Genomic DNA, 22,880 nt, shown 5'->3' on the forward strand with positions numbered 1-22,880 from the left:
CGCGGAGCGGCGCCGTACGGCATCCGGCACACCCCCCGGCCGGGCGGTGTGCCGGCTCAGCCGCCCGAGGTGTCCAGTTCAGCTTCCTCGCCGACACCGGCGCAGTCGTACGGGTCGTTCAGCCAGCCGTCGGGCAGCGCCACCCGGTTGTTGCCGGAGGTGCGCCCGCGAGGGCCGTCGGCGCCCGCCGGCCAGGGCTGGTCCAGGTCCAGTTCGTCGAGCCCGGCCCGCAGTCCGGCCAGGGAGGACGTGAGCGCGAGCCGCCGGCGCATCTCGGAGCCGACGGCGAAGCCCTTGAGGTACCAGGCGACGTGCTTGCGGAAGTCGGTCACCCCGCGGGCCTCGTCGCCCATCCACTCGCCGAGCAGGGTGGCGTGCCGCACCATGGCGTCGGCGACCACGCGCAGCCCGGGGCGCACGGCGTCGTGGGGGCGGCCCTCGAAGGCCGCGACCAGGTCCGCGAACAGCCACGGCCGGCCCAGGCAGCCGCGGCCCACGACGACCCCGTCGCAGCCGGTCTCGCGCACCATGCGCAGCGCGTCCTCCGCCGACCAGATGTCGCCGTTGCCGAGGACGGGGATCTCCGGGACGTGTTCCTTCAGGCGGGCGATGGCGTCCCAGTCGGCCGTGCCGCCGTAGTGCTGGGCGGTGGTGCGGCCGTGCAGGGCGATCGCGGTCACGCCCTCCTCGACGGCGATGCGCCCGGCGTCCAGGTAGGTCAGGTGGTCGTCGTCGAGGCCCTTGCGCATCTTCATGGTGACCGGCAGGTCCCCGGCCCCGGCGACCGCCTCGCGCAGGATGGCGCGCAGCAGGTTCCGCTTGTAGGGCAGGGCGGAGCCGCCGCCCTTGCGGGTGACCTTGGGGACCGGGCAGCCGAAGTTGAGGTCGATGTGGTCGGCGAGGTCCTCGTCGACGATCATGCGGACGGCCTTGCCGACGGTCGCCGGATCCACGCCGTACAGCTGGATCGAGCGCGGTGTCTCGCTCGCGTCGAAGTGGATCAGCTGCATGGTCTTGTCGTTGCGCTCGACCAGCGCCCGGGTGGTGATCATCTCGCTGACGAACAGCCCCTTGCCCCCACTGAACTCGCGGCACAGGGTACGGAAGGGGGCGTTGGTGATCCCGGCCATGGGGGCCAGCACGACCGGCGGGGACACCGTGTGCGGGCCGATCGCCAGGGTGGATCCGGGGGCGGCGGTGGGCGTGGGCATTCCCCCATTGTCACGCATCCGCGCACTGCCCGGCGCGCTCCCCGTGCATCGGCCATTAGTTAGTCGCACTATTGATGCGTGCGTACGATGGGATCCATGCCCGAGCTCAGCCCGCGCCGACGGCTCCTGGTGCTCGCGATCTGCTGCATGAGCCTGCCAGCCGGCAGCTGGGCGGCACCCTCGGGGTCGCGGTGGTCGGCGCGGTGCCGGCGGCGGGCGTGGGCTCGTCGACGTACGCGGACGCCTTCGTCTCCGCGGCGCGGCCCGCCTGGTGGGTCCTCACCGGGTGCGGGCCGGCGGTGCTGGTGGTGGGCGCGCTGACCTCGGGCCGCTGGGCGCGGGGGACGGCGCTGCGCACGGCCGAGCGGCTGGAGTCGGCGGAGATCCGTGAGGCGGCCGGCGTGGGGCGGTGACCGGTCCGGGCCCGATTCCCGCCCGGGGTACCCCTGTTGATGTTGGTCTTGCTGCACACTCCTAGGGTCTTTCGTTCGGGTCGCACCGGGGCCCGCGAGCCCGGCGTGACCCGAACGAGGGGCCCTGGTCGCCCGGTCCCCCGGACCGGGCCGCACGTTGTCCTCCCGGTCCCCCCGGACCGGGCCGCACGGTCAGGTCGGGACCCGCACGCGGATGCCGGAGGCGTCATGCCGCAGATCGACACGAGCAAGGTCAGCCGCTGGGACCAGCACGGACGTGAGCACGTGGTGCGCGTCCGGCGCACCGGAGTGCAGCGCACGATCAGCTGCGACACCTGCGGCTGGCGAAGAGGCGCGCAGTTCCTGCCCTGGCTGAAGGCCCAGGAGCACCTCGCCGAGGCCCACCAGGCCACGGTGGACCCGACGGCGGCCTGAACGGGACACGGGGCCTCCCGTGCCCGGTGGTCACCTCGCGGGTTCTCGCCGCCGGGCTCAGGCCCGCAGCCCCCGTACCAGCAGGTCGACGACCTGCTCGAAGTCGGCGTCCACGGCCGGGTCCGTCCACTGCGGGGCGTAGGCGGGGTCGTGGAAGCGGCCGGTGGCCTGGAAGACGGCCCGTGCGGTGGCCTCCGGGTCGGTGCCGGAGAAGACTCCGGCGGCCGTGCCCGCGGCGACGATGCGGGTGAGCTGGCCGGTCAGGTCGTCGATGTGCTCGGCGACCGCCGCGCCCTGCTCACCGGCCAGGACGGAGTAGGTGGCGAAGAGTTCCGGGTCGTCGCCCGCCTTGCGGCGCTTGGCGGCGAACAGGGTGGCGAGCCAGTCCCGCAGCCGGGCCTCGGGGTCCCGGGAGTCGTCGTCGGCGATGCCGCCGAGCGCCTCGGAGGTGCGGTCCAGCCAGCGCTTGGTCACCGCCTCCCGCAGCGCCGCCTTCGTCCGGAAGTGCCGGTAGACGGTGCCGTGGCTGACGCCGAGCGCCCGGGCCACGTCCACCACGGTGGCCTTCGCGGGGCCGTGGCGGCGCAGCACCTCCTCGGTCGCCTCGAGGATGCGCTCGGCGGTCAGGGTCTCGGTCGCTGCCATGCCTAGACCGTACCCGGCGCCCGGTTCACTCCTTGGTGCCGAGCAGTGCCATCTGCGGGGCCGGGTAGCGGTCGCCGGCGGCGGCGCCCTGGGGTACGGCCCGCTCGATCGCCGCCAGGTCGGCCGGGTCGAGGACGACGTCGAGGGCGCCGAGCGACTCCGTCAGCCGTTCCCGGGTGCGGGCGCCGACCAGCGGGACGATGTCCTCGCCCCGGGACAGCACCCAGGCGATGGCGATCTGCGCGACGGAGACGCCCTTGGCCGCGGCCACCTCGCGCAGCGCGTCGACGAGGGTGAGGTTGTGCCGCAGGTTGTCGCCCTGGAAGCGGGGCGAGTGGGCCCGGAAGTCGTGGGCGGCGAGCGTCCGGTCGGCGGTGAAGTGGCCGGAGATCAGACCCCGGGAGAGGACGCCGTAAGCGGTGACGGCGATGCCGAGTTCGCGGGTGGTCGGCAGGATCTGGTCCTCGACGGCCCGGGAGAGGAGCGAGTACTCGATCTGCAGGTCGGTGATGGGCGCGGTGGCGGCGGCCCGGCGGACGGTGTCGGCGTCGACCTCGCTGAGGCCGATGTGCCGTACGTGGCCCTGCTGGACGAGTTCGGCGATGGCGCCGACGGTCTCCTCGATCGGCACGTCCGGGTCGGCGCGGGCGATCCGGTAGACGTCGATGTGGTCGACGCCGAGGCGCTGGAGCGAGTAGGCGGCGAAGTTCTTCACTGCGGCCGGGCGGCCGTCGACTCCGCCCCAGTTGCCGTCCGGGTCGCGCAGGGCGCCGAACTTGACGCTGAGCAGGGCCTGTTCGCGCCGGGCGGCGGGGGCGGTGCGCAGGGCCTCGCCGATCAGCATCTCATTGTGGCCCATGGCGTAGAAGTCGCCGGTGTCGAGCAGGGTGACGCCGGCCTCAAGGGCGGCGTGGACGGTGGCGATGCCCTCGGTCCGGTCCGCGTCCCCGTAGAGCGCGGACATGCCCATGCAGCCGAGGCCGAGGGCGAAGACCCGGGGGCCGGTGGTTCCTAGCGTGCGGGTGTGTGTCGTCGTCATGCCGTCCAGACTGACATAATGAATGACAGATTTCAATATCTGTCATTCATTAATCTGTCAGCACACTCATGCGCAGACCCTCGGGCCCCCAGACCCCCGAGGGCCCGGAAAACGCCGAACGCCGGGCCCCGGAGGTCCGGAACCCGGCGTTCTGGCCGGTCAGGCGCGGTCAGGCGCGGTCAGGCGCGGTCAGGCGCGGTCAGGCGCCGACGAGACGCGAGGCGAGGTAGCCCTCGATCTGGTCCAGCGACACACGCTCCTGCTTCATGGTGTCGCGCTCACGCACGGTCACCGCGTTGTCGTCCAGCGTGTCGAAGTCGACGGTGACGCAGAACGGCGTACCGATCTCGTCCTGGCGGCGGTAGCGGCGGCCGATGGCGCCGGCGTCGTCGAACTCGATGTTCCAGTTCTGCCGCAGCGCCTGGGCGAGGCCCTTGGCCTTGGGCGACAGCTCCGGGTTGCGGGACAGCGGCAGCACGGCCACCTTCACCGGGGCGAGGCGGTGGTCGAGCCGCAGCACGGTCCGCTTCTCCATCTTGCCCTTGGCGTTGGGCGCCTCGTCCTCGACATAGGCGTCGAGGAGGAAGGCGAGCATCGCCCGGCCGACACCGGCCGCGGGCTCGATGACGTACGGCGTCCAGCGCTCGCCGGCCTCCTGGTCGAAGTAGGAGAGGTCCTGGCCGGAGGCCTTGGAGTGGGCGCCGAGGTCGAAGTCGGTGCGGTTGGCGACACCCTCCAGCTCGCCCCACTCGCTGCCGCCGAACTGGAAGCGGTACTCGATGTCAGCGGTGCGCTTGGAGTAGTGGGAGAGCTTCTCCTTCGGGTGCTCGTACCACCGCATGTTCTCCTCGCGCAGGCCGAGACCGGTGTACCAGTTCCAGCGCTGCTCCATCCAGTACTCCTGCCACTTCTCGTCCTCGCCCGGCTTGACGAAGAACTCCATCTCCATCTGCTCGAACTCGCGGGTGCGGAAGATGAAGTTGCCGGGCGTGATCTCGTTGCGGAAGGACTTGCCCATCTGGGCGATGCCGAACGGCGGCTTGCGGCGCGAAGTGGTCTGCACCTGGGCGAAGTTGGTGAAGATGCCCTGGGCGGTCTCGGGACGCAGGTAGGCGATGGAGCCGGAGTCCTGGGTCGGGCCGAGGTGGGTGGACAGCAGACCCGAGAACTGCTTGGGCTCGGTGAACTGGCCCTTGTTGCCGCAGTTGGGGCAGTTGACGTCCGCCAGGCCGTTCTCCGGAGCGCGGCCCTTCTTCTCCTCGTACGCCTCTTCCAGGTGGTCCGCGCGGAACCGCTTGTGGCAGGCAGTGCACTCGGTCAGCGGGTCGGTGAAGGTGGCGACGTGGCCGGAGGCGACCCACACCTCCGGGGCCAGGATCACGGACGAGTCGATGCCGACCACGTCCTCGCGCGACGTCACCATGTAACGCCACCACTGACGCTTGAGGTTCTCCTTGAGCTCGACACCCAGGGGCCCGTAGTCCCAGGCGGCACGCTGGCCGCCGTAGATCTCACTGCAGGGGAATACGAAGCCACGGCGCTTGCTCAGGCTGACGATGGTGTCGATCTTGTCGGCGGCCACGGTGCTCTCTTCATTACGACGACGGTGACTGACTGGTGCGGCGCAAAGCGCCTCGTTGGAGAGTGTTGGTCGGGAGACGGGCGGGCGGAGCGAGTGTCCTTCCAACCAAGCTCTCAGGCTACCGGCGTGGCCTGCTCCGGGACCAATCTGGCCCCGGGTTCACCGCCCTCACGGGCGTTGTTGACAACGGTTTCCATCATCATTGAAAATGACTGTCATGAACGTACGACGACTCATACCGACGGCCGCGGTGACCGCCGTCACCGCACTCGGCCTCGGCACCCTCTCGGCCTGCGCCGGCGACAGCGCCGCGGCCGGCAACACCGACAAGTTCGACGTCGTCGCGTCGTTCTACCCGATGGCGTTCCTCGCCGAGCGGATCGGCGGCGAGCACGTGAACGTCACCAGCCTCACCCAGCCCGGTCAGGAACCCCACGACCTGGAGATCAGCGCCAAGCAGACCGCGCAGCTCCAGGAGTCCGACGCGGCGCTCTACCTCTCCGGCCTGCAGCCCTCCGTCGACGAGGCCATCGGCCAGGCCGAGCTGAAGACGAAGATCGACGCGGCGAAGCTGACCTCCCTGGAGACCCACGCCGACGAGGACGGCCACGAGGACGAGCACGCCGACGAGCACGCCGACGACCACGGCCACGCGCACGAAGCGGGCGAGGACCCCCACGTCTGGCTGGACCCGGTCAAGTACGCCGAGGTCGCCGAGGGCGTCGGCGCCGCCTTCGCCAAGGCCGACCCGGACCACGCGGCCGACTACCGCAAGAACACCGAGGCCCTCGTCGGCGAGCTGGGCGACCTCGACACCCGCTTCGAGAGCGGGCTCAAGAACCGCGCCACCGACGTCTTCATCACCACCCACGCCGCCTTCGGCCACCTCGCCGGGCGCTACGGGCTGACCGAGGAGGCCATCAACGGCCTGGACCCGGAGTCCGAGCCGAGCGGCGCCCGCGTGAAGGCACTGGAACGCACCGCGAAGGCCGACGGCGTCACCACCGTCTTCTACGAGACGCTGGTCAGCGACCGGACCGCCAAGATGCTCGCCTCCGACGCCGGGTTGAAGACGGACGTCCTCGACCCGCTGGAGGGCATCACCGACGCCTCCCGCGGCGACGACTACTTCCAGGTCATGGAGGCCAACCTGGCGGCCCTCAAGAAGGCCCTGGGAGCGAAGTGACCGTCCGACCACCGGAGGACACCATGCCCGATCCCGTGATCTCGCTGCGCGGTGTCCACGCCGAACTGGGCTCGCGCCCCGTCCTGCGCGGCATCGACCTCACCGTGGGCCGCGGCGAGGTCGTCGCCCTGCTCGGCGCCAACGGCTCCGGCAAGTCCACGGCCGTGCGCAGCGTCATCGGCCAGGTGCCGGTCTCCGCGGGCGAGGTCGAACTGTTCGGCACCCCGCGCCGCCGCTTCTCCGACTGGGCCCGCGTCGGCTACGTCCCGCAGCGCACCACGGCCGCCTCCGGCGTGCCCGCCACGGTCACCGAGGTCGTCTCCTCGGGCCGCCTGGCGCGCACCCGTTTCGGGGTCTTCCGCAGGTCCGACCGGGAGGCGGTGCGCCGCGCGCTCGACCTGGTCGGGCTGGCGGACCGGGCGAAGGACTCCGTCGACGCGCTCTCCGGCGGCCAGCACCAGCGGGTGCTGATCGCCCGCGCGCTCGCCTCCGCACCCGAACTGCTGATCATGGACGAGCCGATGGCGGGCGTGGACCTCGCGAGCCAGGAGGTCCTCGCCGCCACCCTGCGCCACCAGGTCGCCGAGGGCACGTCGGTCCTCCTCGTCCTGCACGAACTGGGCCCGCTGGAGCCGCTGATCGACCGGGCGGTGGTGCTCCGCGACGGCTGCGTGCTGCACGACGGCCCGCCGCCGAAGGCCGTCGGCCAGCATGCCCTTCCGGGCCATGACCACGTCCACCCGCACGCCCCCGCGGGTACCGAACCGATCCGCACGGGACTGCTGAGCTGAATCCGATGGACATCCTCGACTACGCCTTCATGCAGCGGGCCCTGCTCGCCGCCGTCCTCGTCGGCATCACCGCCCCCGCGGTCGGCATCTACCTCGTCCAGCGCCGCCAGGCCCTGATGGGCGACGGCATCGGCCACGTCGCCATGACCGGTGTCGGCCTCGGCTTCCTGCTGTCCTGGTCCCCGGTGTGGATGGCGGCCCTGGTCTCGGTCCTGGGCGCCGTCCTCATGGAACTGATCCGCTGGTACGGCAGGACCCGCGGCGACATCGCCCTCGCGATGCTCTTCTACGGCGGCATGGCCGGCGGCGTCATGTTCATCAACCTCGCCCCGACCGGCTCCAACGCCAACCTCACCTCGTACCTCTTCGGCTCCCTGTCGACGGTCTCCCCGTCCGACGTCACGGCGATCTGCGTCCTCGCCGCGTTCGTGATCCTGGTCACCCTCGGGCTGCGCCGACAGCTCTTCGCGGTCAGCCAGGACGAGGAGTTCGCCCGCGTCACCGGCCTGCCGGTGCGGTTCCTGAACCTGCTGGTCGCGGTCACCGCCGCGGTGACCGTGACCGTCGCGATGCGGGTGGTGGGCCTGCTGCTGGTCAGCGCGCTCATGGTGGTCCCGGTCGCGGCGGCCCAGCAGCTCACCCGCAGCTTCGCCGCGACCTTCGCCGTCGCCGTCGCGATCGGCGTGAGCGTGTCCCTCGGCGGCACGGTCACCTCGTACTACCAGGACGTGCCGCCCGGCGCGACCATCGTGCTGCTGACCATCGGCGCGTTCGTCCTGCTCACCGCCCTGGCCGCGCCCCTGGCCCGCCGCCGGGCCCGCGCCGCGGCCGCCGCGCGTCCCGCCGGGGAACCGGCCGAGTGCGTCATCCCGGCCGGCCGCGCCAGCAGCGACGGCGCAGGCGTCTGAACGCCCGCGAGGCCGACTGGCACAATGGCCGCAGGCAGTGCAGACGTGAGGAGGCAACCGGTGACCACCGCTGGACCGCCCGTGAGGGGCCGCGCCACCCGGCAGCGCGCCGCCGTGGCGGCTGCGCTTCTGGAGGTCGACGAGTTCCGCAGCGCTCAGGAACTCCACGACATGCTCAAGCACAAGGGCGACTCGGTGGGACTCACCACGGTCTACCGCACCTTGCAGTCCCTCGCCGACGCGGGCGAGGTGGACGTGCTGCGCACCGCGGAGGGCGAGGCGGTCTACCGCCGCTGCTCCACCGACGACCACCATCACCATCTGGTCTGCCGCGGCTGCGGCAAGGCCGTCGAGGTGGAGGGCCCGGCGGTGGAGAAGTGGGCCGACACCATCGCCGCGGATCACGGCTTCGTCAACGTGGCCCACACGGTGGAGATCTTCGGCACCTGCGCGGAGTGCGCGGCGGCCTGCGCCGACTGAGTCCGTGACGCCGAGGGGCCCGGAAGCCAGGTGGCTTCCGGGCCCCTCGCGCGTGAACCGGCTGTCTCACGGGCACCTCCGGGGGGAGCAGGCGCGGCACCCGCCGACGCCGCCCGGCGGGCCCGGGTCCGGGCGGGCGTCAGCCCTCGCGCACCTCGGCGCGGCCCTCCATGGCCAGCAGCTCCTCGTTCGGGATCGCCCCGCCGAACCGGCGGTCCCGGGAGGCGAACTCCAGGCAGGCCCGCCACAGGTCGCGCCGGTCGAAGTCGGGCCACAGCACGTCCTGGAACACCATCTCCGCGTACGCGCTCTGCCAGAGCAGGTAGTTGGACGTGCGCTGCTCCCCGCTGGGCCGCAGGAACAGGTCGACATCCGGCATGTCCGGGTAGTACAGGTACTTCGCGAACGTCTTCTCGGTCACCTTCGACGGGTCGAGCCGCCCGGCCCGCACGTCCTCCGCGAGCGCCTGCGCGGCGTCCGCGATCTCCGCCCGGCCGCCGTAGTTCATGCAGAAGTAGAGCGTGAGCCGGTCGTTGTCCTGGGTCTGCTCCTGGGCGATCTGGAGCTCCTTGGCCACCGACTTCCACAGCTTGGGCATCCGCCCCACCCAGCGCACCCGCACCCCGAGTTCGTCGAGGGTGTCGCGGCTCTTGCGGATGAAGTCGCGGTTGAAGTTCATCAGGAAGCGCACCTCGTCCGGCGACCGCTTCCAGTTCTCGGTGGAGAACGCGTACAGCGAGATCGACCCGACGCCCATCTCGATGGCGCCCTGGAGCACGTCCACCACCCGCTCGGCGCCGACCTTGTGCCCCTCGGTGCGCGGCAGTCCGCGCTCCTTGGCCCACCGGCCGTTGCCGTCCATGACGATCGCCACATGCCGGGGCACCAGTTCCCCGGGCACCTTCGGGGGCCGGGCGCCGGAGGGGTGCGGTTCCGGCGTCCTGTACTCCCGTCGCTGACGCCCCAGGAACCCGCGTACGGCCATGTGTCTCTCGTCTCCCTCTGGCTGTTCGTTCTGTTCGCTATTTCTCGACGTACCGCAGGGAGCGCAGCCCGCGCTCCAGGTGCCAGTGCAGGTAGGCGGACACCAGCCCGCTGCCCTCCCGGACGTACCGCGCCTCGGTCGCGTCCGCGGTCTCCCAGTCGCCCGTGAGCAGCGCCGCGAGCAGTTCCAGCGCCTCCGGCGAGGGTACGACGCTGCCGGGCACCCGGCAGTCGCCGCAGACGGAACCGCCCGACGCGACGGAGAAGAACCGGTTCGGGCCGGGCATCCCGCACTTCGCGCAGTCGCCGAAGCTGGGCGCGTAGCCGTTGACGGCCAGCGAGCGCAGCAGGAACGCGTCGAGCACGAGGTGCGGGGCGTGCTCGCCCCGGGCGAGCGTCCGCAGGGCGCCGACCAGCAGCAGGTACTGCTGCACTGCCGGTTCCCCCTCGTGGTCGGTGAACCGCTCGGCCGTCTCCAGCATGGCCGTCCCGGCCGTGTAGCGCGCGTAGTCCGTGACGATGCCGCCGCCGTACGGGGCGATCGTCTCGCTCTGCGTGCACAGGGGCAGGCCGCGGCCCACCAGGTCGCTCCCCCGGGAGAAGAACTGCACGTCCACGTGCGAGAACGGTTCGAGGCGCGCACCGAACTTGGACTTGGTCCGGCGCACCCCCCTCGCCACGGCGCGTACCCGGCCGTGACCGCGCGTGAGCAACGTGATGATCCGGTCCGCCTCACCCAGCTTCTGGGTGCGCAGCACGATGCCGTCGTCGCGGAACAGACTCATGCCGGCCATTGTCTCCTACGTTCACGGCACCTCACCGCGGCTGCGGGCACGGGCATGCGCCATCGCCTCACGCAGCCGCTCCGCGGCGGTGGCCTGCCGAACGGCCTCCGGTTCCGCGTCCCACTCGCAGCCCCCGCCGTACGGTCTCAGCTGTACGTAGGGCCCCTCGTGCCCCATCACGACCCCGATCCGGCCGGTCACCGTGTCCACGACGTGCGCGCCGACGGCCGGCCTCACCGCACCACCGCCGCGAGCCGCTGCGCGGTGCGGACGGGGATCCGCCCCAGGTCGACGAGGGGACAGGGCACCTCCCGCGCAAGACTCACCGGGGCCGGCCCCCGTGACGGCACCACAATTCCGGCCTTCGCGAACGCCGCCCGCAATTCTTTCACCACTTCCTCCGCTTCTTCGACGCAGAGCGCCGAGTGCTGTGCCTCCACCGTGCTCCCCTTTCTTTTCGGCTTTCACTCTTCTCACCCCAAGGGTGAGGTCCCGTCCCTACACTCGGAAGAGTTTCGGGAGGTACAAGTGGAGGGCCGCGCAAAGGGGTTGATCGATGGCCAACGGTTCACGGCAGGCCGTGCGAGAGTTCTTCGGCGCGAACTGAGCGGGAGGCGTGAGGAAGTGGGGTTCGCGCAGGTGGCGTGAGGTCCGGGGGTCTTCGTCCCTGGCGCCTGAATCAGGGAGTCCGAACGGGCTATTCGGAAAGGACAATGGGATGTGGAGCAGCGGATCGAGTCCGCTCTGCAAACCGACGGTATTTTCGAGCGGGTGCGGCGCACCCTGATGCGACCGGCGGTATGCGGATTACTTCACCCGCGCCGATTCCCGCTCTCCTCCGGAGCCCGAGTGCGAAGTCGCCGGCGGAGTAACCGGTGTTGTCCCCGCGGGGAGCAACAAGGCAGGCGGCCGACCCGCCTCCGGATCAGGACACGGCAGCCACCGCCGCCGTACCCCGCACCGCTGCCAGCCGCAGGCCGATCTCGACCAGGGTCCAGCCGACCCGCGTCCGCAGCGGCCCCGGGCGCCGGGGCGCGCCGGCCGGACGGCAGCTCCCCGCCTCGGCGCGGAGTTCCGCCGCGCGGACACCGTGCAGGATGAGGTGCGTCTCGGGATGCATCGGGTGGCCTCTCAGTTCTTCGGGACGGGCATGAGGTGGGTGTGGATGCGCACCTGCTCGGTCTCCGGCGTACCCGCGTCGGAGGCCGGCGTGCGGTAGCTCGCGACGAGGTCGTGCATCTTCGCGACGAGTTCGCGGGCCGTCTCGGGCGTGAGGTGGAGCGTCCAGTCGCTCATGTCGGAGCTGTCGCGCCACTCCTGCGACCAGTCGTCGCGGGTGCCGAGCCAGGTCGCGAGTTCCTGGGTGTGCTGGTTGGCGACCTCGTGCAGGAACAGGTCGGCGGCGCCGCGCACTTCGGGGTCGCTGTCCTGGAGCAGGGCGGACTCGAAGCGGACGCCCTCGTGGACGGCCTGCCACCACCGCTCGCGTCCCTTGCCGCGGTCCGGCGCGTCCTCCACGAAGCCGTAGGAGGCCAGTTGGCGCAGGTGGTAGCTGGTGGCACCACTGGACTCCCCCAGCTTGGCGGCCAGTTGGGAGGCGGTGGCGGGACCGCCGCGGCGCAGCAGGTTGAGCAGCTGCATGCGCATCGGGTGGGCGAGCCCACGCAGCGAGCGGGCGTCGAGGCTGTGGAGCTGCGGCTGAGAGGGATCCGGGGAATCGGTCATGGCACGACCGTAGCAATACAAAGAAGTGCTTGCAAGGGTTTCTTTGCATTGACTGCTTTGCATCCAGACCTTTGCAGCGGGTTCTTTGCACCCAGGCGGGCTCCGGGCCCGGGTCCGCTGCACGTGGGCGCGGCTCCGGGCCGTTCGTCCGACCGGACGATGAACTGGCGATGACGCCGTCGGCGTGACGTTTCGCCCGGATCGCAACCGGCACCGGTGCCCGGGGGCTCCTGTCCAGCAGAACCGACACCCCTTGGTGAGGAGACCGACATGACCGCCACCGCTTTCGAGTACGGCTCGGACCATGTCTTCGTCGACCCCTACGCGTGCGGAGACGACTACCTGCTGTCCCCGCCGGACCCGGCCGACCGCCTCGACATCGTCCTCGACCCGCGTGACCGGCGGCGGCTGGACCTGCACGCCGCGCTGACCGCCGCCGGCATCCCGCCGCGCCCGGAGGACCGGGAGGCGATCGAGAGCCTCAGCGCGCTGCCGGGCAGCATCAACACCACCATCCAGCGCTGGCTGCACCACACGCTCTGAGCCGGGACGACCGTCAGACCGCGCCCGGGGCCACCAGACCCGACTCGTAGGCCACGATGACGAGTTGGGCCCGGTCCCGGGCGTCCAGCTTGCCCATGATGCGGCTGACGTGGGTCTTCGCGGTGAGCGGGCTGAGCCCCAGCGCCTCCCCGATCTCCCCGTTGTTCAGGCCCCGCGCGACGAGGGTGAGGACCTCCCGCTCGCGGTCGGACAGGCACTCCGGGCCGTGGGCCACCGCGGGCGCCGGGGTGCTCAGGAAGCGCTGGATGAGGCGGGCCGTGGGCCCCGGGGAGAGCAGCGCGTCGCCGGCGGCGACGGTCCGGACGGCGTCGAGGAGGTCGGCCGGCCGGGTGTCCTTGACCAGGAAGCCGGACGCGCCGGCGCGCAGCGCGTCGACGATGTTCTCGTCAGTGTCGTAGGTGGTGAGGACGAGCACCTTCACCCCGGCGAGGTCGTCGTCGGCCGCGATCAGCCGGGTCGCCTCGATGCCGTCCAGGTCGGGCATGCGGATGTCCATGACGACGAGGTCGGCGCGCCGGGCGCGGGCCAGTCCGACGGCCTCGCGGCCGGTGCCGGCCTGACCGACGACCTCCATGTCCGCGGCCGAGTCGACGAGCATGGCGAACGCCTCCCGCACGAGTCTCTGGTCGTCGGCGAGCAGCACGCGGATGGTCATCGGGCTCCCTGGGCAGTCGGGGTGGCGGGCGTCGTCGTCAGGGGCAGTCGCGCCGTCACGTGGAAACCGCCGTCCTCACGCGGCCCGGCGTCGAGGGTGCCGCCCACGCTGCGGGCCCTCTCGCGCATGCCGGTCAGGCCGAATCCGGGTGGACGGCCGGGCGGCGGGCCGGTGCCGTCGTCGGTGACGGACAGGTGCAGGGCGCCGTCCTCCGCCCGCAGGTCGACCCGGACGGCCGGGTCGGGGCCGGCATGGCGCACCACGTTGGTCAGGGCCTCCTGCACGATGCGGTAGGCGGCGGCCCCGACGGCGGGCGGGACCTCGCCGGTCCGGCCCGTCTGCTCGACGCGGGCCCCGGCCAGGCGGGCGCTCGCCACCAGGTCGGGCAGACCGTCGAGTCCGGGCAGCGGGCCGCGGGCGTCGGCGCCGTGTTCGCGCAGCACCTCCAGGGTGGTGCGCAGTTCGCCGCGGGCGGTACGGCAGACCTCGGCGATGTCGTCGAGGGACCGGGCGACGGCCTCCCGGTCGAGCCGTTCCGGGTCGGCGGTCAGGACGTGCGCGGCGACCGACGTCCGCACCCCGATGACGGTGATGCTGTGCGCGAGCAGGTCGTGCAGGTCGCGGGCGATGCGCAGGCGTTCCTCGGCGACCCGGCGGCGGGCCTCCTCCTCGCGGGTGCGTTCGGCGCGCTCGGCGCGTTCCACGATCGCGGCGACGTACTGGCGGTAGAAACGGACGTCGACGCCGAAGACCAGCACGGCGACCGCCCAGCCGAGGATGCGCAGCAGCTCGGTCAGGCCCTCGGGGTTGGTCAGCGCGTTCACGGTGAGCGTGCCGCCGATGACGACGGAGCCGATGAGCAGGGTGCGGCGCGGGGTGGTGGTCGCCGCCACCGTGTACAGGGCGACCATGGTGGCCGCGACGGGCGCGGCGTGGGTGTTGTCCAGGGCGTGGTACGGCGCGGCGGCGGCCAGCACCAGCAGGAGCACCGTCAGCGGGCGCCGGCGGCGCCACGGCAGCGGGAGATGCGCGGCCAGCAGCAGCGTCCAGCCGAGCGCGTCGGGCGACCGGGCGGGGTCGACGATCAGGGCCAGCACCAGGGCCGCGACGGCCAGGCACCCGGCCAGCACGGTGTCGTTGCGGACGGCGTGCGGGGCGGTCAGGGGATCGCGGTTGAGCGCCGCCATCACCCGGTAGCCGATCCTGGACCGGCCGGGCGGCGCCTGCTCGGCTGTCGTCATGGGCTGCTGCACGGGTTCATCCTCCCGGTGGAGGGCGCCCCGGCGGGAGGCCGGGGCACCCTCGCGTCGTCGCACCGCCGCTACACCGGCTCGGGCTGCCGTTCCGGCCGGACCGGCTCGGGGGCGCGGGAGAGCCGGCCCGGCCACCACAGCCGGCGGCGCAGCAGCACACTCGCCGTGGTGACGAGGTACGTCCGCACCAGGAAGGTGTCCAGGAGCACGCCGACCGCGATGACGAAGCCGAGCTCGACGAGGGCCACCAGCGGCAGGGTGGTGAGGACGGCGAACGTCGCCGCGAGCACGATGCCCGCGGAGGCGATGACCCCGCCGGTGGTGCGCAGCGCGGACAGCGCGGCGGCCTCCGGTTCGGCGCCGCCGAGGGACTCCTCGCGCATCCGGTGCAGCAGGAAGATGCCGTAGTCGACGCCGAGCGCGACGAGGAACACGAAGGACAGCAGGGGCAGCCCGGGGTCGGTGCCCGCGAAGCCGAACAGCGGCTCGAAGACCAGGCCCCCGATGCCGAGCGCCGCGCCCCACACCGCGACCACCGCGCCCAGCAGCAGCAGCGGTGCGACCAGGCTGCGCAGCAGAGCCACCAGGATGAGGAACACGGCGGCCAGCACCAGCGGCACGACCACCGACCGGTCCCGGGCCTCGCTGTCGGCGAGGTCGAGCCGCTGGGCGCTGGGCCCGCCGACGTAGGCGCCGTGATCGTCGAGTCCGTCGCGCAGCGCCTCGACGGTGCGGGTCTCCGCCGGGGACTCGGGGGCGGCCGTGGTGAACACGGCGATCTCGGTCCAGCCATCACCCTCACGGCCCGGGGTCACCTCCGCGACACCGTCGGTGGCGCGGGCCTCGGCCACCACGGCGTCCGCGCGCCCGGCGGGTGCCATCACGGTGAGGGGGCGGCTGCCGCGCTCGGGGTACTCCCGGGCGAGCGTGTCCATGGCGGCGATCGACTCGGGCCGGTCGGTGAAGGAGTCCTCCTGCTTGAGGTCGCCGGTGAGGCCGAGCGTGCCGAGGGCGAGGGCGCCGAGGAGGACGGCACCCGCGGTGAGGACGGTCCTCGGGCGGCGGGCGGCGGAGGTGCCCATGACCGCGAACACGGTGCGCCGGGCCTTCGGTTCGCTGCCGAAGGCGGGGATCAGCGGCCAGAACACCCGGCGGCCCAGGAGCACCAGCACGGCGGGCAGCAGGGTGGTCATGGCGATGAGTGCGGACAGGACACCGATCGTGCCGACCGGGCCCATGCCGCTGCTGCTGTTGAGGTCGGCGGCGAGCAGGCACAGCAGTCCGGCCGCGACCGTGCCGGAGGAGGCGAGGATCGCCGGCCCGCAGCCGCGCAGGGCGACGCGCATCGCGTCGTAGGGGCGTTCGTGGCGGCGCAGTTCCTCCCGGTAGCGGGACACGAGCAGCAGCGCGTAGTCGGTTCCGGCGCCCAGGACGAGGACGGTCATGATGCCGCCGCTCTGCCCGGTGACGGTGACGTCGAACAGCTCGTGCAGTCCGTACCCGGCGGCCATCGCCACGGTGGTGGCGACACCGGCGACGGCCAGCGGGACCAGCCACAGGAACGGGCTGCGGTAGATCAGCACCAGCAGCACCGTGACGACGCCGAGAGTGGCCATCAGCAGGGTGCCGTCGACGGTCTCGAACACCTTGTTCATGTCGGTGGTCAGCGCGCCGGGCCCGCCGACCTCGACGCGCAGCCCGTCGCCGCCCTCGGCGATCTCGCGCACCCCGTCGACGAAGGCGGTCCTGGCCTCCTCGTCCTGGCCGGGTTCGGTGCTGGAGACCGCGAACATCAGCGTGCTGCCGTCCTCCGAGGGAACACCGCGCGGGGCGCCCGCCAGCTCGTAGGTGTCCCCGACCTCGGCGACCTGCCCGGCGGCGGCCTTCCGGTCGGCGGCGGTCAGTCCGCCGTCACGGTGGTAGACCAGCACCAGGTCGGTCGCCTCACCGCCGGGCAACCGGTCCTGGATGCGCGCCACTTGAGTGGAGTCGGCGCTGTCCGGCAGATAGTCCGTGGCCCGGTTCTGCTGGATGCCGCCGAACTTCCCCGCCAGCGGCCCCACGAGCACGAGCGCGGCCAGCCACAGGCCGACCACCACCCACGGCACGGCCCGCCGCCGCGTCACACTGCTTCCGGCCCCCATGCGACGGGCCTCCCTCCGCTCGACTGTCCGGTCGCCTCCAGACTCCCGTCGGGGCGGGGCGGATTCGTCGGGCGTGAGGCCGAGTTGCGCGGTACTGCGCAGGGCGGTGCGCGGGCCGCACTACTCCCCGGGGAGTAACCGTGCCGGGGGCCTCGGAGCAGCGATCGGCCTCAGCCGGTCATCCAGGTGCCGTCCTCCTCGTCGTCCACCCGTCCCTCCAGCTCCCGCAGGCCCATCCCGGCCTCCCACAGCTCCTCGAAGCGGCGCGTGCGGCTCCGCACGTGGTCGGGCCGGGCGTCGATCCGTGTCCGGGCGTTCACCTCGCGCAGGTCCCGCACGGTCTCGTAGGACACCTCCTCGTCGAAGACCACGCCGTCGAACGTGGTCCCGCGCGCCAGGTGCGGGGGCAGCTCCGGCAGCACCACGACCCGCACGTCGATGCGCAGCAGCTCCTGCTCCTCGCACAGCCGCAGCAGTGCGTCGTCCAGCTGCGCGGCGCGCTCCACCAGGAACAGCCGCCGCACCGGCACCCCGCGGTCGGTGATCGCCTCGTGCTGGGCGTCGAGGTAGCGGCCGGCGGGCTCGCTGTTCCAGAACCCCAGGTCGACGGAGGTACTGGTGGCCCGCACGGACTGCTCGGCGGCACGGGTGAGGGAGAGCAGCCAGTCGTGGTTCTCCCCCGGGCACTCCACGGCCAGTGAGGCGAGCTCCGCCATCTGCCGCGCGACCCGCTCCGTCTCCAGCCGGGCGAACTCCCGCAGCAGCGGGGGCCCTTCCACCGGCGCTCCGGTGCCTTCGGCCGCTTCGGCGCCCGCGGTCTGCCCGCCGGTGCGCCCGCGCCGCCCAGGGTCCGGCGGCACGGCCTGCCCGCCCTCCTCCGGTGCCGGATGCTCCGGCGGTGCCCACAGGTGGGCGACGGCCACCGCGCCGAGCGCACACAGCGCGGCGGCGGCCAGGTGCCGCCCGGCACCGTCCTCGGGGCTCAGCAGCGCGGCCACGCCCCACACGACCAGACCGGCGACGACACCCACGACCAGGGCCCTCCGCCGCCCCGACGCGGGTGTGCCCCGCCGGTGTCCGGCTGCCCCGCGGGCCCGGTCCGGCGTGTCCGGGGCGACGGGCGGCTGTGCTGTGCTCATGGAAGCCCCCTGAGGGAGTGGGCGGTCGGGCGTCGGCCGTGGTGTCCGGGTTCCGGGCGGCATGCCCGGTGGCGAGCACGTCAACAGGACGGATCGCTCGGCCGAGTGCGGGTGTCGCGCTCCCGGAGTACGTCGAGCTCCCGGAGTACCTCGAGGGCGAAGGCGAACGCCGTGGCGGGCCGCTCATCAATCAAGGCGCGGGCGTGGTCGAGCCGTTCTCTGATGCGGCTCAGTTGCTGTCCCGTCTTCCCGTCGACCGTCATGACCACGTGCAACCACTCCCACAGCCCGGTGGCTTCGGTGAGCAGGTCACGGGCCAGCTCCTCCATCCTGGGACTGGTCAGGGCCGGTTGCCGGTACAGGGACGCGGCAGCGACGAGGCCGTCGGTGAGATCCGAGGTGAGTTGCCAGAGCGGCAGGCGGTCCGTCGCAGGCACGTCCGGGTGATCCGCCGTCCGGCCTTCCCGGAGACTCACGGCCCCTCCCCGGTTCCGCCACCGCTCCCACAGGTGCGCGTACGTCTGCTCGGCCAGGGACAGCAGGCGGTCCCGCGCGGCGCTGTCCTCTACGCGTGCGGCCAGAGCCAGGGTGCGCCTGAGCAGTTGGGCCGAGAAATCGTCCGTGCGCCACCCCAGAAGCGGACCGGACCGCTCGGACCCGGTCAGCGGCAGGGTGACGCCCGGGTCGTGCAGGGCGAGGGCGGGGTCGTGGCGCACGGCTCGGCTGGTGATGCGGGCCCGGTCGGCGAGGCGCTCCAGGACGGTGACGGTACGCGGCACGTCGTGGCGGTGGACGGCCCTGCGACGGAGCAGGTCGTGAATGACTATGCCCGTCACGGAGAGGGAGTGGTGCTCCGACTCCGGCCCCTGGCCGGGGATGCGCCAGGGGATGTCCTCAAGAGGCCAGCGCCGGTCGCTGAAGCGGGCGGCGAGCGACCAGTACCGCTCGGCGAGTTCGCACCGCAGGCGCAAAGCGTCGGCGAACCGCTGCTGGACCGGGTCGAGCAGTCCCAGCGTGAGGGTGCGTTCCGAGAAGAGGCCCTGCACGGCGTCCAGCGCGACGAGGGTGAAGTACGGGTGGGGCAGTGGGGCGGCGACACCGTCTCGCTGGCCGGGGAAGGGCACGTCCTTCTCCCCGGTGATCCGGGGCGCATTCCGTACCACTCCCCAGGTCCAGCCGCACTCGAAGAGAGTGTCTCGGTGCATGAGCTCATCGACCTGGATACCCAGGGCGAGACTCTGCACGATCACTTCGCGCAGGGGGCGGGACCTGCGGTGGAACTCCCGGAGTACCTCATGGTCGGCAGCCTTGTTCTGTCCGAGGAGCACGAGCAGCCGGCGCGCCCGCGCCGATTCCGGGTCGACGACGTCGACGGTGAAGGAGCGCAGCAGGCCCATCATCGCGGCGGTCAGCCGGGCGGACGTCACTTCCGTCAACACGTCGATCCTCACGCCTGGTTCTGCTGGGGAGGAGTCCCGGAGGACCCTCAGGAAGCCGAGGGCAGCGAGACAGAGGGTGACGGAGCGGGCGCAGGAGCCGACGACGTCCAACGCGCGCTGCCGGTCGGTGGGTTCGGCGCCACATCCGGGGTCGGCGTGCAGGCAGGCTCCCGCGGTGAAGGAAGGGGTGCCGTCGTCCGCCGTGTGGGTGTACAGGAAACGGCTCAGCTCGGTGATCAGATGGGCGGGGACGGCCCGTCGGTCACCGAGCGGTGCGAGGGCGGCCAGCACGTCCCGCTCGGTGAAGTCCGGTTGGTCGAGGCGGAACGTGGGGACCTCGGTCGCCGGGTACAGCAGGCACAGCAGCCGCTCGGCGTCCGTGAGGCTGTCGGGGTGCTCGGTGCCGAGGCCGACGGGTTCCTCGCCGATGGCGTGGTGGCGGGCCACCGCGGCCCAGATGTCCAGCAGATCCCGGCGCGGCTCGATCCGCATCCCCTACCCCCCGTACAGGTCGTTTTGCCCTGTGTGAGGGAATCGTCCCCGTGACGGGGCCGTCGCAATCCCGGACTTCCCGGCCGGTGCGTGCGTCGGCACCGACGCGCTATGACGGCGTTCTGGCCGCCGTGAGGAGGCGGGTGACGTCGTCGGAGCAGATGGTGAGGGCCGCGCCGACGGTGGCGAGGGCGTCGCGTTCGGCCGGGGTGTAGGGGCCGTCGGCGAGGGCGATGCGGGCGCCCTGGAGGAGGATCGATTCGCGGCCGGCGGCGGCGAGGTGCGGGGCGAGCGGGTCGAGGGCCTCGTGGAGTTCGATGGCGAGGCCGGCCGCGCAGGGTTCCCCGGTGAACCGGCCGGTGTCGGCGGCCAGGTCGTCGACGAGGGAGGCCAGCTGGTCCTCGGTGCAGTCGTCGAAGCCGGCGGCGCGGACGGCGGTGACGGCCGTCTCCAGGGCGGCGCGGGAGCAGGTGCCGCCGGCGGCCAGGACGGCGAGGGCGACGGTGTGCACGGCGTCGCGGAGCATCGCGGAGAAGCGGGTGGTGGTCGGGTGGTCCAGGACGTCGGTGCCGAAGTGGCGGCGGCAGGCGGCGCACTCGACGACCGGACCGGTCGCGCCGCGGGGCAGCACGGGCACGCCGAGGAAGGAGAAGCGGCGCTGTCCGGTCAGCCGCTGGTAGTTGCGGTCGCCTCCGCAGCCGGGGCAGAAGAACTCGCCGTCGCCGGCCGGGGTCCACGCCGTGCGGGTGCCCAGCAGGCGCGACAGCCCGGAGGCAGCGGCGGCACGGCCGTTCGGTTCCCGTCCTGGCAGCACGTCGCACCTCCACAACTCCCCCGCTGCCGGACGGCGCGGGCGGTGCCCCCACGGCACCATTGCCGCTTGCGTGATGTTAGCCACATCTGTGAGCCGGAGTCAGCACCTCGGACGAGACCTCTCCGTGACCTCCACAGGTCTTTGGCCGGTATACGACGGGGGCTCCGCCCGCCCACGGGGGCGGACGGAGCCCTGGGGTCCGTCGAAGCGGCTGGTCAGCGGGCCGCGCGGTTGACGGCGGAGACGACCGCCTTCAGGGAGGCGCGCGTGGTGTTCGCGTCGATTCCGATCCCCCACAGAACCTTGTCGCCGATGGCGCACTCGATGTAGGAGGCGGCCTGCGCGGAGGCGCCCTCGCTCATGGTGTGCTCCTGGTAGTCCAGCAGGCGCACGTCGACGCCGATCGCCTGCAGGGCGTCGAAGAAGGCCGAGATCGGACCGTTGCCGGAACCCGTCAGGGTCGTCTGCTCGCCGTCCACGGTGGCCTCGACGGTGAGGGTGTCCACGCCGTCGCGGTCGGTGGTGGACTGGCCGTTGGCGACCTGGATGCGGCCCCAGGGGTTGTCCGGGTTCGGCAGGTACTCGTCCTGGAAGACGGCCCAGATGTCGGCGGGGGTGACCTCGCCGCCCTCGGCGTCCGTCTTCGCCTGGATGATCTTCGAGAACTCGATCTGCATCCGGCGCGGCAGGTCCAGCTTGTGGTCGTTCTTCAGGACGTAGGCGATGCCGCCCTTGCCGGACTGCGAGTTGACGCGGATGACGGCCTCGTAGGAGCGGCCGACGTCCTTGGGGTCGATGGGCAGGTACGGGACGGCCCACTCCAGGTCGTCGACGGTGACGCCCTTGGCCTTCGCGTCGGCCTCCATGGCGTCGAAGCCCTTCTTGATGGCGTCCTGGTGGGAGCCGGAGAAGGACGTGTAGACCAGGTCGCCCACGTACGGGTGGCGCGGGTGGACGTCCATCTGGTTGCAGTACTCCCACGTGCGACGGATCTCGTCGATGTCGGAGAAGTCGATCTGCGGGTCCACGCCCTGGGAGAACAGGTTCATGCCCAGGGTGACCAGGTCGACGTTGCCGGTGCGCTCGCCCTGCCCGAACAGGCAGCCCTCGACGCGGTCGGCGCCGGCCATGACGGCCAGCTCGGCGGCGGCCACCGCGGTGCCGCGGTCGTTGTGCGGGTGGACGGACAGGCAGACGTGCTCGCGGCGGGACAGGTTGCGGCCCATCCACTCGAAGCGGTCGGCATGCGTGGACGGCGTGGAACGCTCCACGGTGGCGGGCAGGTTGAGGATGATCTCCCGGCCCGGGCCGGGCTGGTAGACGTCCATCACCGCCTCGCAGACCTCCAGGGCGAAGTCCAGCTCGGTGTCGGTGAAGATCTCCGGGCTGTACTGGTAGCCGAACTCGGTCTCCTCGCCCAGCAGCTTCTCCGCGTACTCCATCACCAGGCGGGTGCCGTCCACGGCGATCTGCTTGATGTCGTCCTTGGAGCCGCGGAAGACCACGCGGCGGAAGACGGGCGCGGTGGCGTTGTACAGGTGGACCGTGGCGCGCCGGGCGCCCTTCAGGGACTCCACCGTGCGCTCGATCAGGTCCTCGCGGGCCTGGGTCAGTACGGAGATGGTGACGTCGTCCGGGATGGCGTCCGGGTCCTCGATGATCGAGCGGACGAAGTCGAAGTCGGTCTGGCCGGAGGCGGGGAAGCCGACCTCGATCTCCTTGTAGCCCATCCTGACCAGCAGGTCGAACATGGCGCGTTTGCGGGCGGGCGACATGGGGTCGATCAGCGCCTGGTTGCCGTCACGCAGGTCGGTGGAGAGCCACCGGGGGGCTTGGGTGATCCGGTTGTCCGGCCACGTACGGCCGGGGATGTCGACCTGGTCGTAGCGGCCGTACTTGTGGAACGGCATGGGGCTGGGCTGCTGGCGGTTTGCCATGGTGCGTGGGCTCCTCGGGGGTCCGCGGGGTGTCCGGATGGACGGCCGACGGCGCAGCGCCAAACTCCGCGGGGAGGGGGTCGGCCTCTACTGCAGGCCCTCGCCGCGGCAGCTAAGGAGAAGCAGCCCGAAACGCATGATGCTCCGCAGCTTAACCGAGTCGTGCTGCGTGCGGGGGCGTGTATCAGTATGCGGGACCGGCCGGGCAAAGCGGGCAAAAAGTGCTTGATACCACACTCAGGACGGACAAGGCGGGTGT

Annotated in this window: 23 protein-coding genes and 1 pseudogene; 7 read left to right on the forward strand and 17 right to left on the reverse strand. The window is 72.1% G+C overall.

The window, feature by feature from the left end:
- Nucleotides 1-56: 56 nt before the first annotated feature.
- Nucleotides 57-1,211, reverse strand: coding sequence for a tRNA dihydrouridine synthase DusB (gene dusB, locus ACIRPP_RS23500; protein WP_403646147.1), 1,155 nt, complete (start codon nt 1,209-1,211; stop codon nt 57-59).
- Between the two features lie 158 nt (nt 1,212-1,369).
- Between dusB and ACIRPP_RS23505 the strand changes: the two are divergent.
- A pseudogene (locus ACIRPP_RS23505) lies at nt 1,370-1,624 on the forward strand (MFS transporter); the annotation flags it as partial.
- Between the two features lie 228 nt (nt 1,625-1,852).
- Nucleotides 1,853-2,059: a hypothetical protein gene (locus ACIRPP_RS23510; protein ID WP_164332670.1), complete on the forward strand. Its 207-nt coding sequence runs from the start codon at nt 1,853-1,855 to the stop codon at nt 2,057-2,059.
- A gap of 57 nt (nt 2,060-2,116) precedes the next feature.
- Here the strand turns inward: ACIRPP_RS23510 and ACIRPP_RS23515 are convergent, their stop codons facing one another.
- From ACIRPP_RS23515 to ACIRPP_RS23525, 3 genes are all read right to left on the reverse strand, one after another.
- The gene (locus ACIRPP_RS23515; protein ID WP_164351386.1) at nt 2,117-2,704 is read right to left on the reverse strand and encodes a TetR family transcriptional regulator; all 588 of its coding nucleotides are present in this window, start codon (nt 2,702-2,704) and stop codon (nt 2,117-2,119) included.
- Nucleotides 2,705-2,729: 25 nt separating this feature from the next.
- A complete protein-coding gene (locus tag ACIRPP_RS23520; RefSeq protein WP_403646151.1) occupies nt 2,730-3,743 on the reverse strand; it encodes an aldo/keto reductase in 1,014 nt (337 codons plus the stop codon).
- A gap of 199 nt (nt 3,744-3,942) precedes the next feature.
- Complete coding sequence (locus ACIRPP_RS23525; protein WP_403646154.1) at nt 3,943-5,325, reverse strand: glycine--tRNA ligase; 1,383 nt, start codon at nt 5,323-5,325, stop codon at nt 3,943-3,945.
- A 217-nt stretch (nt 5,326-5,542) separates the two neighbouring features.
- Here ACIRPP_RS23525 and ACIRPP_RS23530 point away from each other — a divergent pair, with 217 nt between their 5' ends.
- From ACIRPP_RS23530 to ACIRPP_RS23545, 4 genes are read left to right on the forward strand one after another with little or no spacing between them, the layout of a single operon-like run.
- On the forward strand, nt 5,543-6,511 hold the full coding sequence (locus tag ACIRPP_RS23530; RefSeq protein ID WP_403646157.1) for a metal ABC transporter substrate-binding protein: 969 nt from the start codon (nt 5,543-5,545) through the stop codon (nt 6,509-6,511).
- Nucleotides 6,512-6,534: 23 nt separating this feature from the next.
- Entirely contained in the window at nt 6,535-7,302 is a 768-nt protein-coding gene (locus ACIRPP_RS23535) for a metal ABC transporter ATP-binding protein (RefSeq protein WP_403646160.1), read from the forward strand.
- A 5-nt stretch (nt 7,303-7,307) separates the two neighbouring features.
- Nucleotides 7,308-8,210: a metal ABC transporter permease gene (locus tag ACIRPP_RS23540; RefSeq protein WP_403646163.1), complete on the forward strand. Its 903-nt coding sequence runs from the start codon at nt 7,308-7,310 to the stop codon at nt 8,208-8,210.
- A gap of 60 nt (nt 8,211-8,270) precedes the next feature.
- Entirely contained in the window at nt 8,271-8,690 is a 420-nt protein-coding gene (locus ACIRPP_RS23545; RefSeq protein WP_403646166.1) for a Fur family transcriptional regulator, read from the forward strand.
- A 139-nt stretch (nt 8,691-8,829) separates the two neighbouring features.
- On the opposite strand, the gene ACIRPP_RS23550 is transcribed toward ACIRPP_RS23545, so the two are convergent.
- From ACIRPP_RS23550 to ACIRPP_RS23575, 6 genes are all read right to left on the reverse strand, one after another.
- Nucleotides 8,830-9,675, reverse strand: coding sequence for an isoprenyl transferase (locus ACIRPP_RS23550; RefSeq protein WP_403646169.1), 846 nt, complete (start codon nt 9,673-9,675; stop codon nt 8,830-8,832).
- Between the two features lie 37 nt (nt 9,676-9,712).
- The gene (gene recO / locus ACIRPP_RS23555) at nt 9,713-10,459 is read right to left on the reverse strand and encodes a DNA repair protein RecO (protein WP_403646172.1); all 747 of its coding nucleotides are present in this window, start codon (nt 10,457-10,459) and stop codon (nt 9,713-9,715) included.
- Between the two features lie 21 nt (nt 10,460-10,480).
- A complete protein-coding gene (locus ACIRPP_RS23560) occupies nt 10,481-10,696 on the reverse strand; it encodes a hypothetical protein (RefSeq protein WP_403646175.1) in 216 nt (71 codons plus the stop codon).
- Nucleotides 10,693-10,899 (reverse strand): hypothetical protein, encoded by a 207-nt coding sequence (locus tag ACIRPP_RS23565; RefSeq protein WP_403646178.1) that lies wholly within the window; start codon nt 10,897-10,899, stop codon nt 10,693-10,695. Before ACIRPP_RS23565 ends, ACIRPP_RS23560 begins: the two co-directional genes overlap by 4 nt.
- 485 nt (nt 10,900-11,384) lie before the next feature.
- The gene (locus tag ACIRPP_RS23570) at nt 11,385-11,579 is read right to left on the reverse strand and encodes a hypothetical protein (RefSeq protein WP_403646181.1); all 195 of its coding nucleotides are present in this window, start codon (nt 11,577-11,579) and stop codon (nt 11,385-11,387) included.
- An 11-nt stretch (nt 11,580-11,590) separates the two neighbouring features.
- Nucleotides 11,591-12,184 (reverse strand): ArsR/SmtB family transcription factor, encoded by a 594-nt coding sequence (locus tag ACIRPP_RS23575; protein WP_403646184.1) that lies wholly within the window; start codon nt 12,182-12,184, stop codon nt 11,591-11,593.
- 270 nt (nt 12,185-12,454) lie between these two features.
- Here ACIRPP_RS23575 and ACIRPP_RS23580 point away from each other — a divergent pair, with 270 nt between their 5' ends.
- Nucleotides 12,455-12,727 (forward strand): hypothetical protein, encoded by a 273-nt coding sequence (locus ACIRPP_RS23580; protein ID WP_403646187.1) that lies wholly within the window; start codon nt 12,455-12,457, stop codon nt 12,725-12,727.
- Nucleotides 12,728-12,740: 13 nt separating this feature from the next.
- Here the strand turns inward: ACIRPP_RS23580 and ACIRPP_RS23585 are convergent, their stop codons facing one another.
- The 7 genes from ACIRPP_RS23585 to leuA all read right to left on the reverse strand — a co-directional run bounded on the left by ACIRPP_RS23585 (nt 12,741) and on the right by leuA (nt 22,621).
- Nucleotides 12,741-13,403, reverse strand: coding sequence for a response regulator (locus ACIRPP_RS23585; protein WP_403646190.1), 663 nt, complete (start codon nt 13,401-13,403; stop codon nt 12,741-12,743).
- Nucleotides 13,400-14,644, reverse strand: a complete 1,245-nt coding sequence (locus ACIRPP_RS23590; protein ID WP_403646392.1) for a sensor histidine kinase — start codon at nt 14,642-14,644, stop codon at nt 13,400-13,402. Before ACIRPP_RS23590 ends, ACIRPP_RS23585 begins: the two co-directional genes overlap by 4 nt.
- Nucleotides 14,645-14,724: 80 nt before the next feature.
- On the reverse strand, nt 14,725-16,800 hold the full coding sequence (locus ACIRPP_RS23595; protein WP_403646193.1) for an MMPL family transporter: 2,076 nt from the start codon (nt 16,798-16,800) through the stop codon (nt 14,725-14,727).
- Nucleotides 16,801-16,970: 170 nt separating this feature from the next.
- A complete protein-coding gene (locus tag ACIRPP_RS23600; RefSeq protein ID WP_403646196.1) occupies nt 16,971-17,939 on the reverse strand; it encodes a hypothetical protein in 969 nt (322 codons plus the stop codon).
- Nucleotides 17,940-18,019: 80 nt separating this feature from the next.
- Complete coding sequence (locus ACIRPP_RS23605) at nt 18,020-19,870, reverse strand: SCO2524 family protein (RefSeq protein WP_403646199.1); 1,851 nt, start codon at nt 19,868-19,870, stop codon at nt 18,020-18,022.
- A gap of 109 nt (nt 19,871-19,979) precedes the next feature.
- A complete protein-coding gene (locus ACIRPP_RS23610; RefSeq protein ID WP_403646201.1) occupies nt 19,980-20,684 on the reverse strand; it encodes a TerB family tellurite resistance protein in 705 nt (234 codons plus the stop codon).
- Nucleotides 20,685-20,899: 215 nt separating this feature from the next.
- Nucleotides 20,900-22,621 carry a 2-isopropylmalate synthase gene (gene leuA, locus ACIRPP_RS23615; RefSeq protein ID WP_403646204.1) on the reverse strand — a complete coding sequence of 574 codons (1,722 nt, stop codon included), beginning with the start codon at nt 22,619-22,621 and terminating at the stop codon, nt 20,900-20,902.
- Between the last annotated feature and the right edge of the window lie 259 nt (nt 22,622-22,880).

Origin of the sequence: Streptomyces sp. NPDC101219 (assembly GCF_044767675.1) — a bacterium.
Lineage (GTDB): Bacteria > Actinomycetota > Actinomycetes > Streptomycetales > Streptomycetaceae > Streptomyces.

Excerpts from the sequence above, each read along its gene's own strand:
- ACIRPP_RS23510 (WP_164332670.1), top strand. The coding sequence starts at position 1,853 with ATGCCGCAGATCGACACGAGCAAGGTCAGCCGCTGGGACCAGCACGGA.
- ACIRPP_RS23570 (WP_403646181.1), bottom strand. The coding sequence starts at position 11,579 with ATGCATCCCGAGACGCACCTCATCCTGCACGGTGTCCGCGCGGCGGAA.
- ACIRPP_RS23600 (WP_403646196.1), bottom strand. The coding sequence starts at position 17,939 with ATGAGCACAGCACAGCCGCCCGTCGCCCCGGACACGCCGGACCGGGCC.
- leuA (WP_403646204.1), bottom strand. The coding sequence starts at position 22,621 with ATGGCAAACCGCCAGCAGCCCAGCCCCATGCCGTTCCACAAGTACGGC.
- ACIRPP_RS23550 (WP_403646169.1), bottom strand. The coding sequence starts at position 9,675 with ATGGCCGTACGCGGGTTCCTGGGGCGTCAGCGACGGGAGTACAGGACG.
- ACIRPP_RS23595 (WP_403646193.1), bottom strand. The coding sequence starts at position 16,800 with ATGGGGGCCGGAAGCAGTGTGACGCGGCGGCGGGCCGTGCCGTGGGTG.
- ACIRPP_RS23575 (WP_403646184.1), bottom strand. The coding sequence starts at position 12,184 with ATGACCGATTCCCCGGATCCCTCTCAGCCGCAGCTCCACAGCCTCGAC.
- ACIRPP_RS23605 (WP_403646199.1), bottom strand. The coding sequence starts at position 19,870 with ATGCGGATCGAGCCGCGCCGGGATCTGCTGGACATCTGGGCCGCGGTG.
- ACIRPP_RS23585 (WP_403646190.1), bottom strand. The coding sequence starts at position 13,403 with ATGACCATCCGCGTGCTGCTCGCCGACGACCAGAGACTCGTGCGGGAG.
- ACIRPP_RS23580 (WP_403646187.1), top strand. The coding sequence starts at position 12,455 with ATGACCGCCACCGCTTTCGAGTACGGCTCGGACCATGTCTTCGTCGAC.
- recO (WP_403646172.1), bottom strand. The coding sequence starts at position 10,459 with ATGAGTCTGTTCCGCGACGACGGCATCGTGCTGCGCACCCAGAAGCTG.
- ACIRPP_RS23515 (WP_164351386.1), bottom strand. The coding sequence starts at position 2,704 with ATGGCAGCGACCGAGACCCTGACCGCCGAGCGCATCCTCGAGGCGACC.
- ACIRPP_RS23590 (WP_403646392.1), bottom strand. The coding sequence starts at position 14,644 with ATGACGACAGCCGAGCAGGCGCCGCCCGGCCGGTCCAGGATCGGCTAC.
- ACIRPP_RS23540 (WP_403646163.1), top strand. The coding sequence starts at position 7,308 with ATGGACATCCTCGACTACGCCTTCATGCAGCGGGCCCTGCTCGCCGCC.
- ACIRPP_RS23520 (WP_403646151.1), bottom strand. The coding sequence starts at position 3,743 with ATGACGACGACACACACCCGCACGCTAGGAACCACCGGCCCCCGGGTC.
- dusB (WP_403646147.1), bottom strand. The coding sequence starts at position 1,211 with ATGCCCACGCCCACCGCCGCCCCCGGATCCACCCTGGCGATCGGCCCG.
- ACIRPP_RS23530 (WP_403646157.1), top strand. The coding sequence starts at position 5,543 with ATGAACGTACGACGACTCATACCGACGGCCGCGGTGACCGCCGTCACC.
- ACIRPP_RS23535 (WP_403646160.1), top strand. The coding sequence starts at position 6,535 with ATGCCCGATCCCGTGATCTCGCTGCGCGGTGTCCACGCCGAACTGGGC.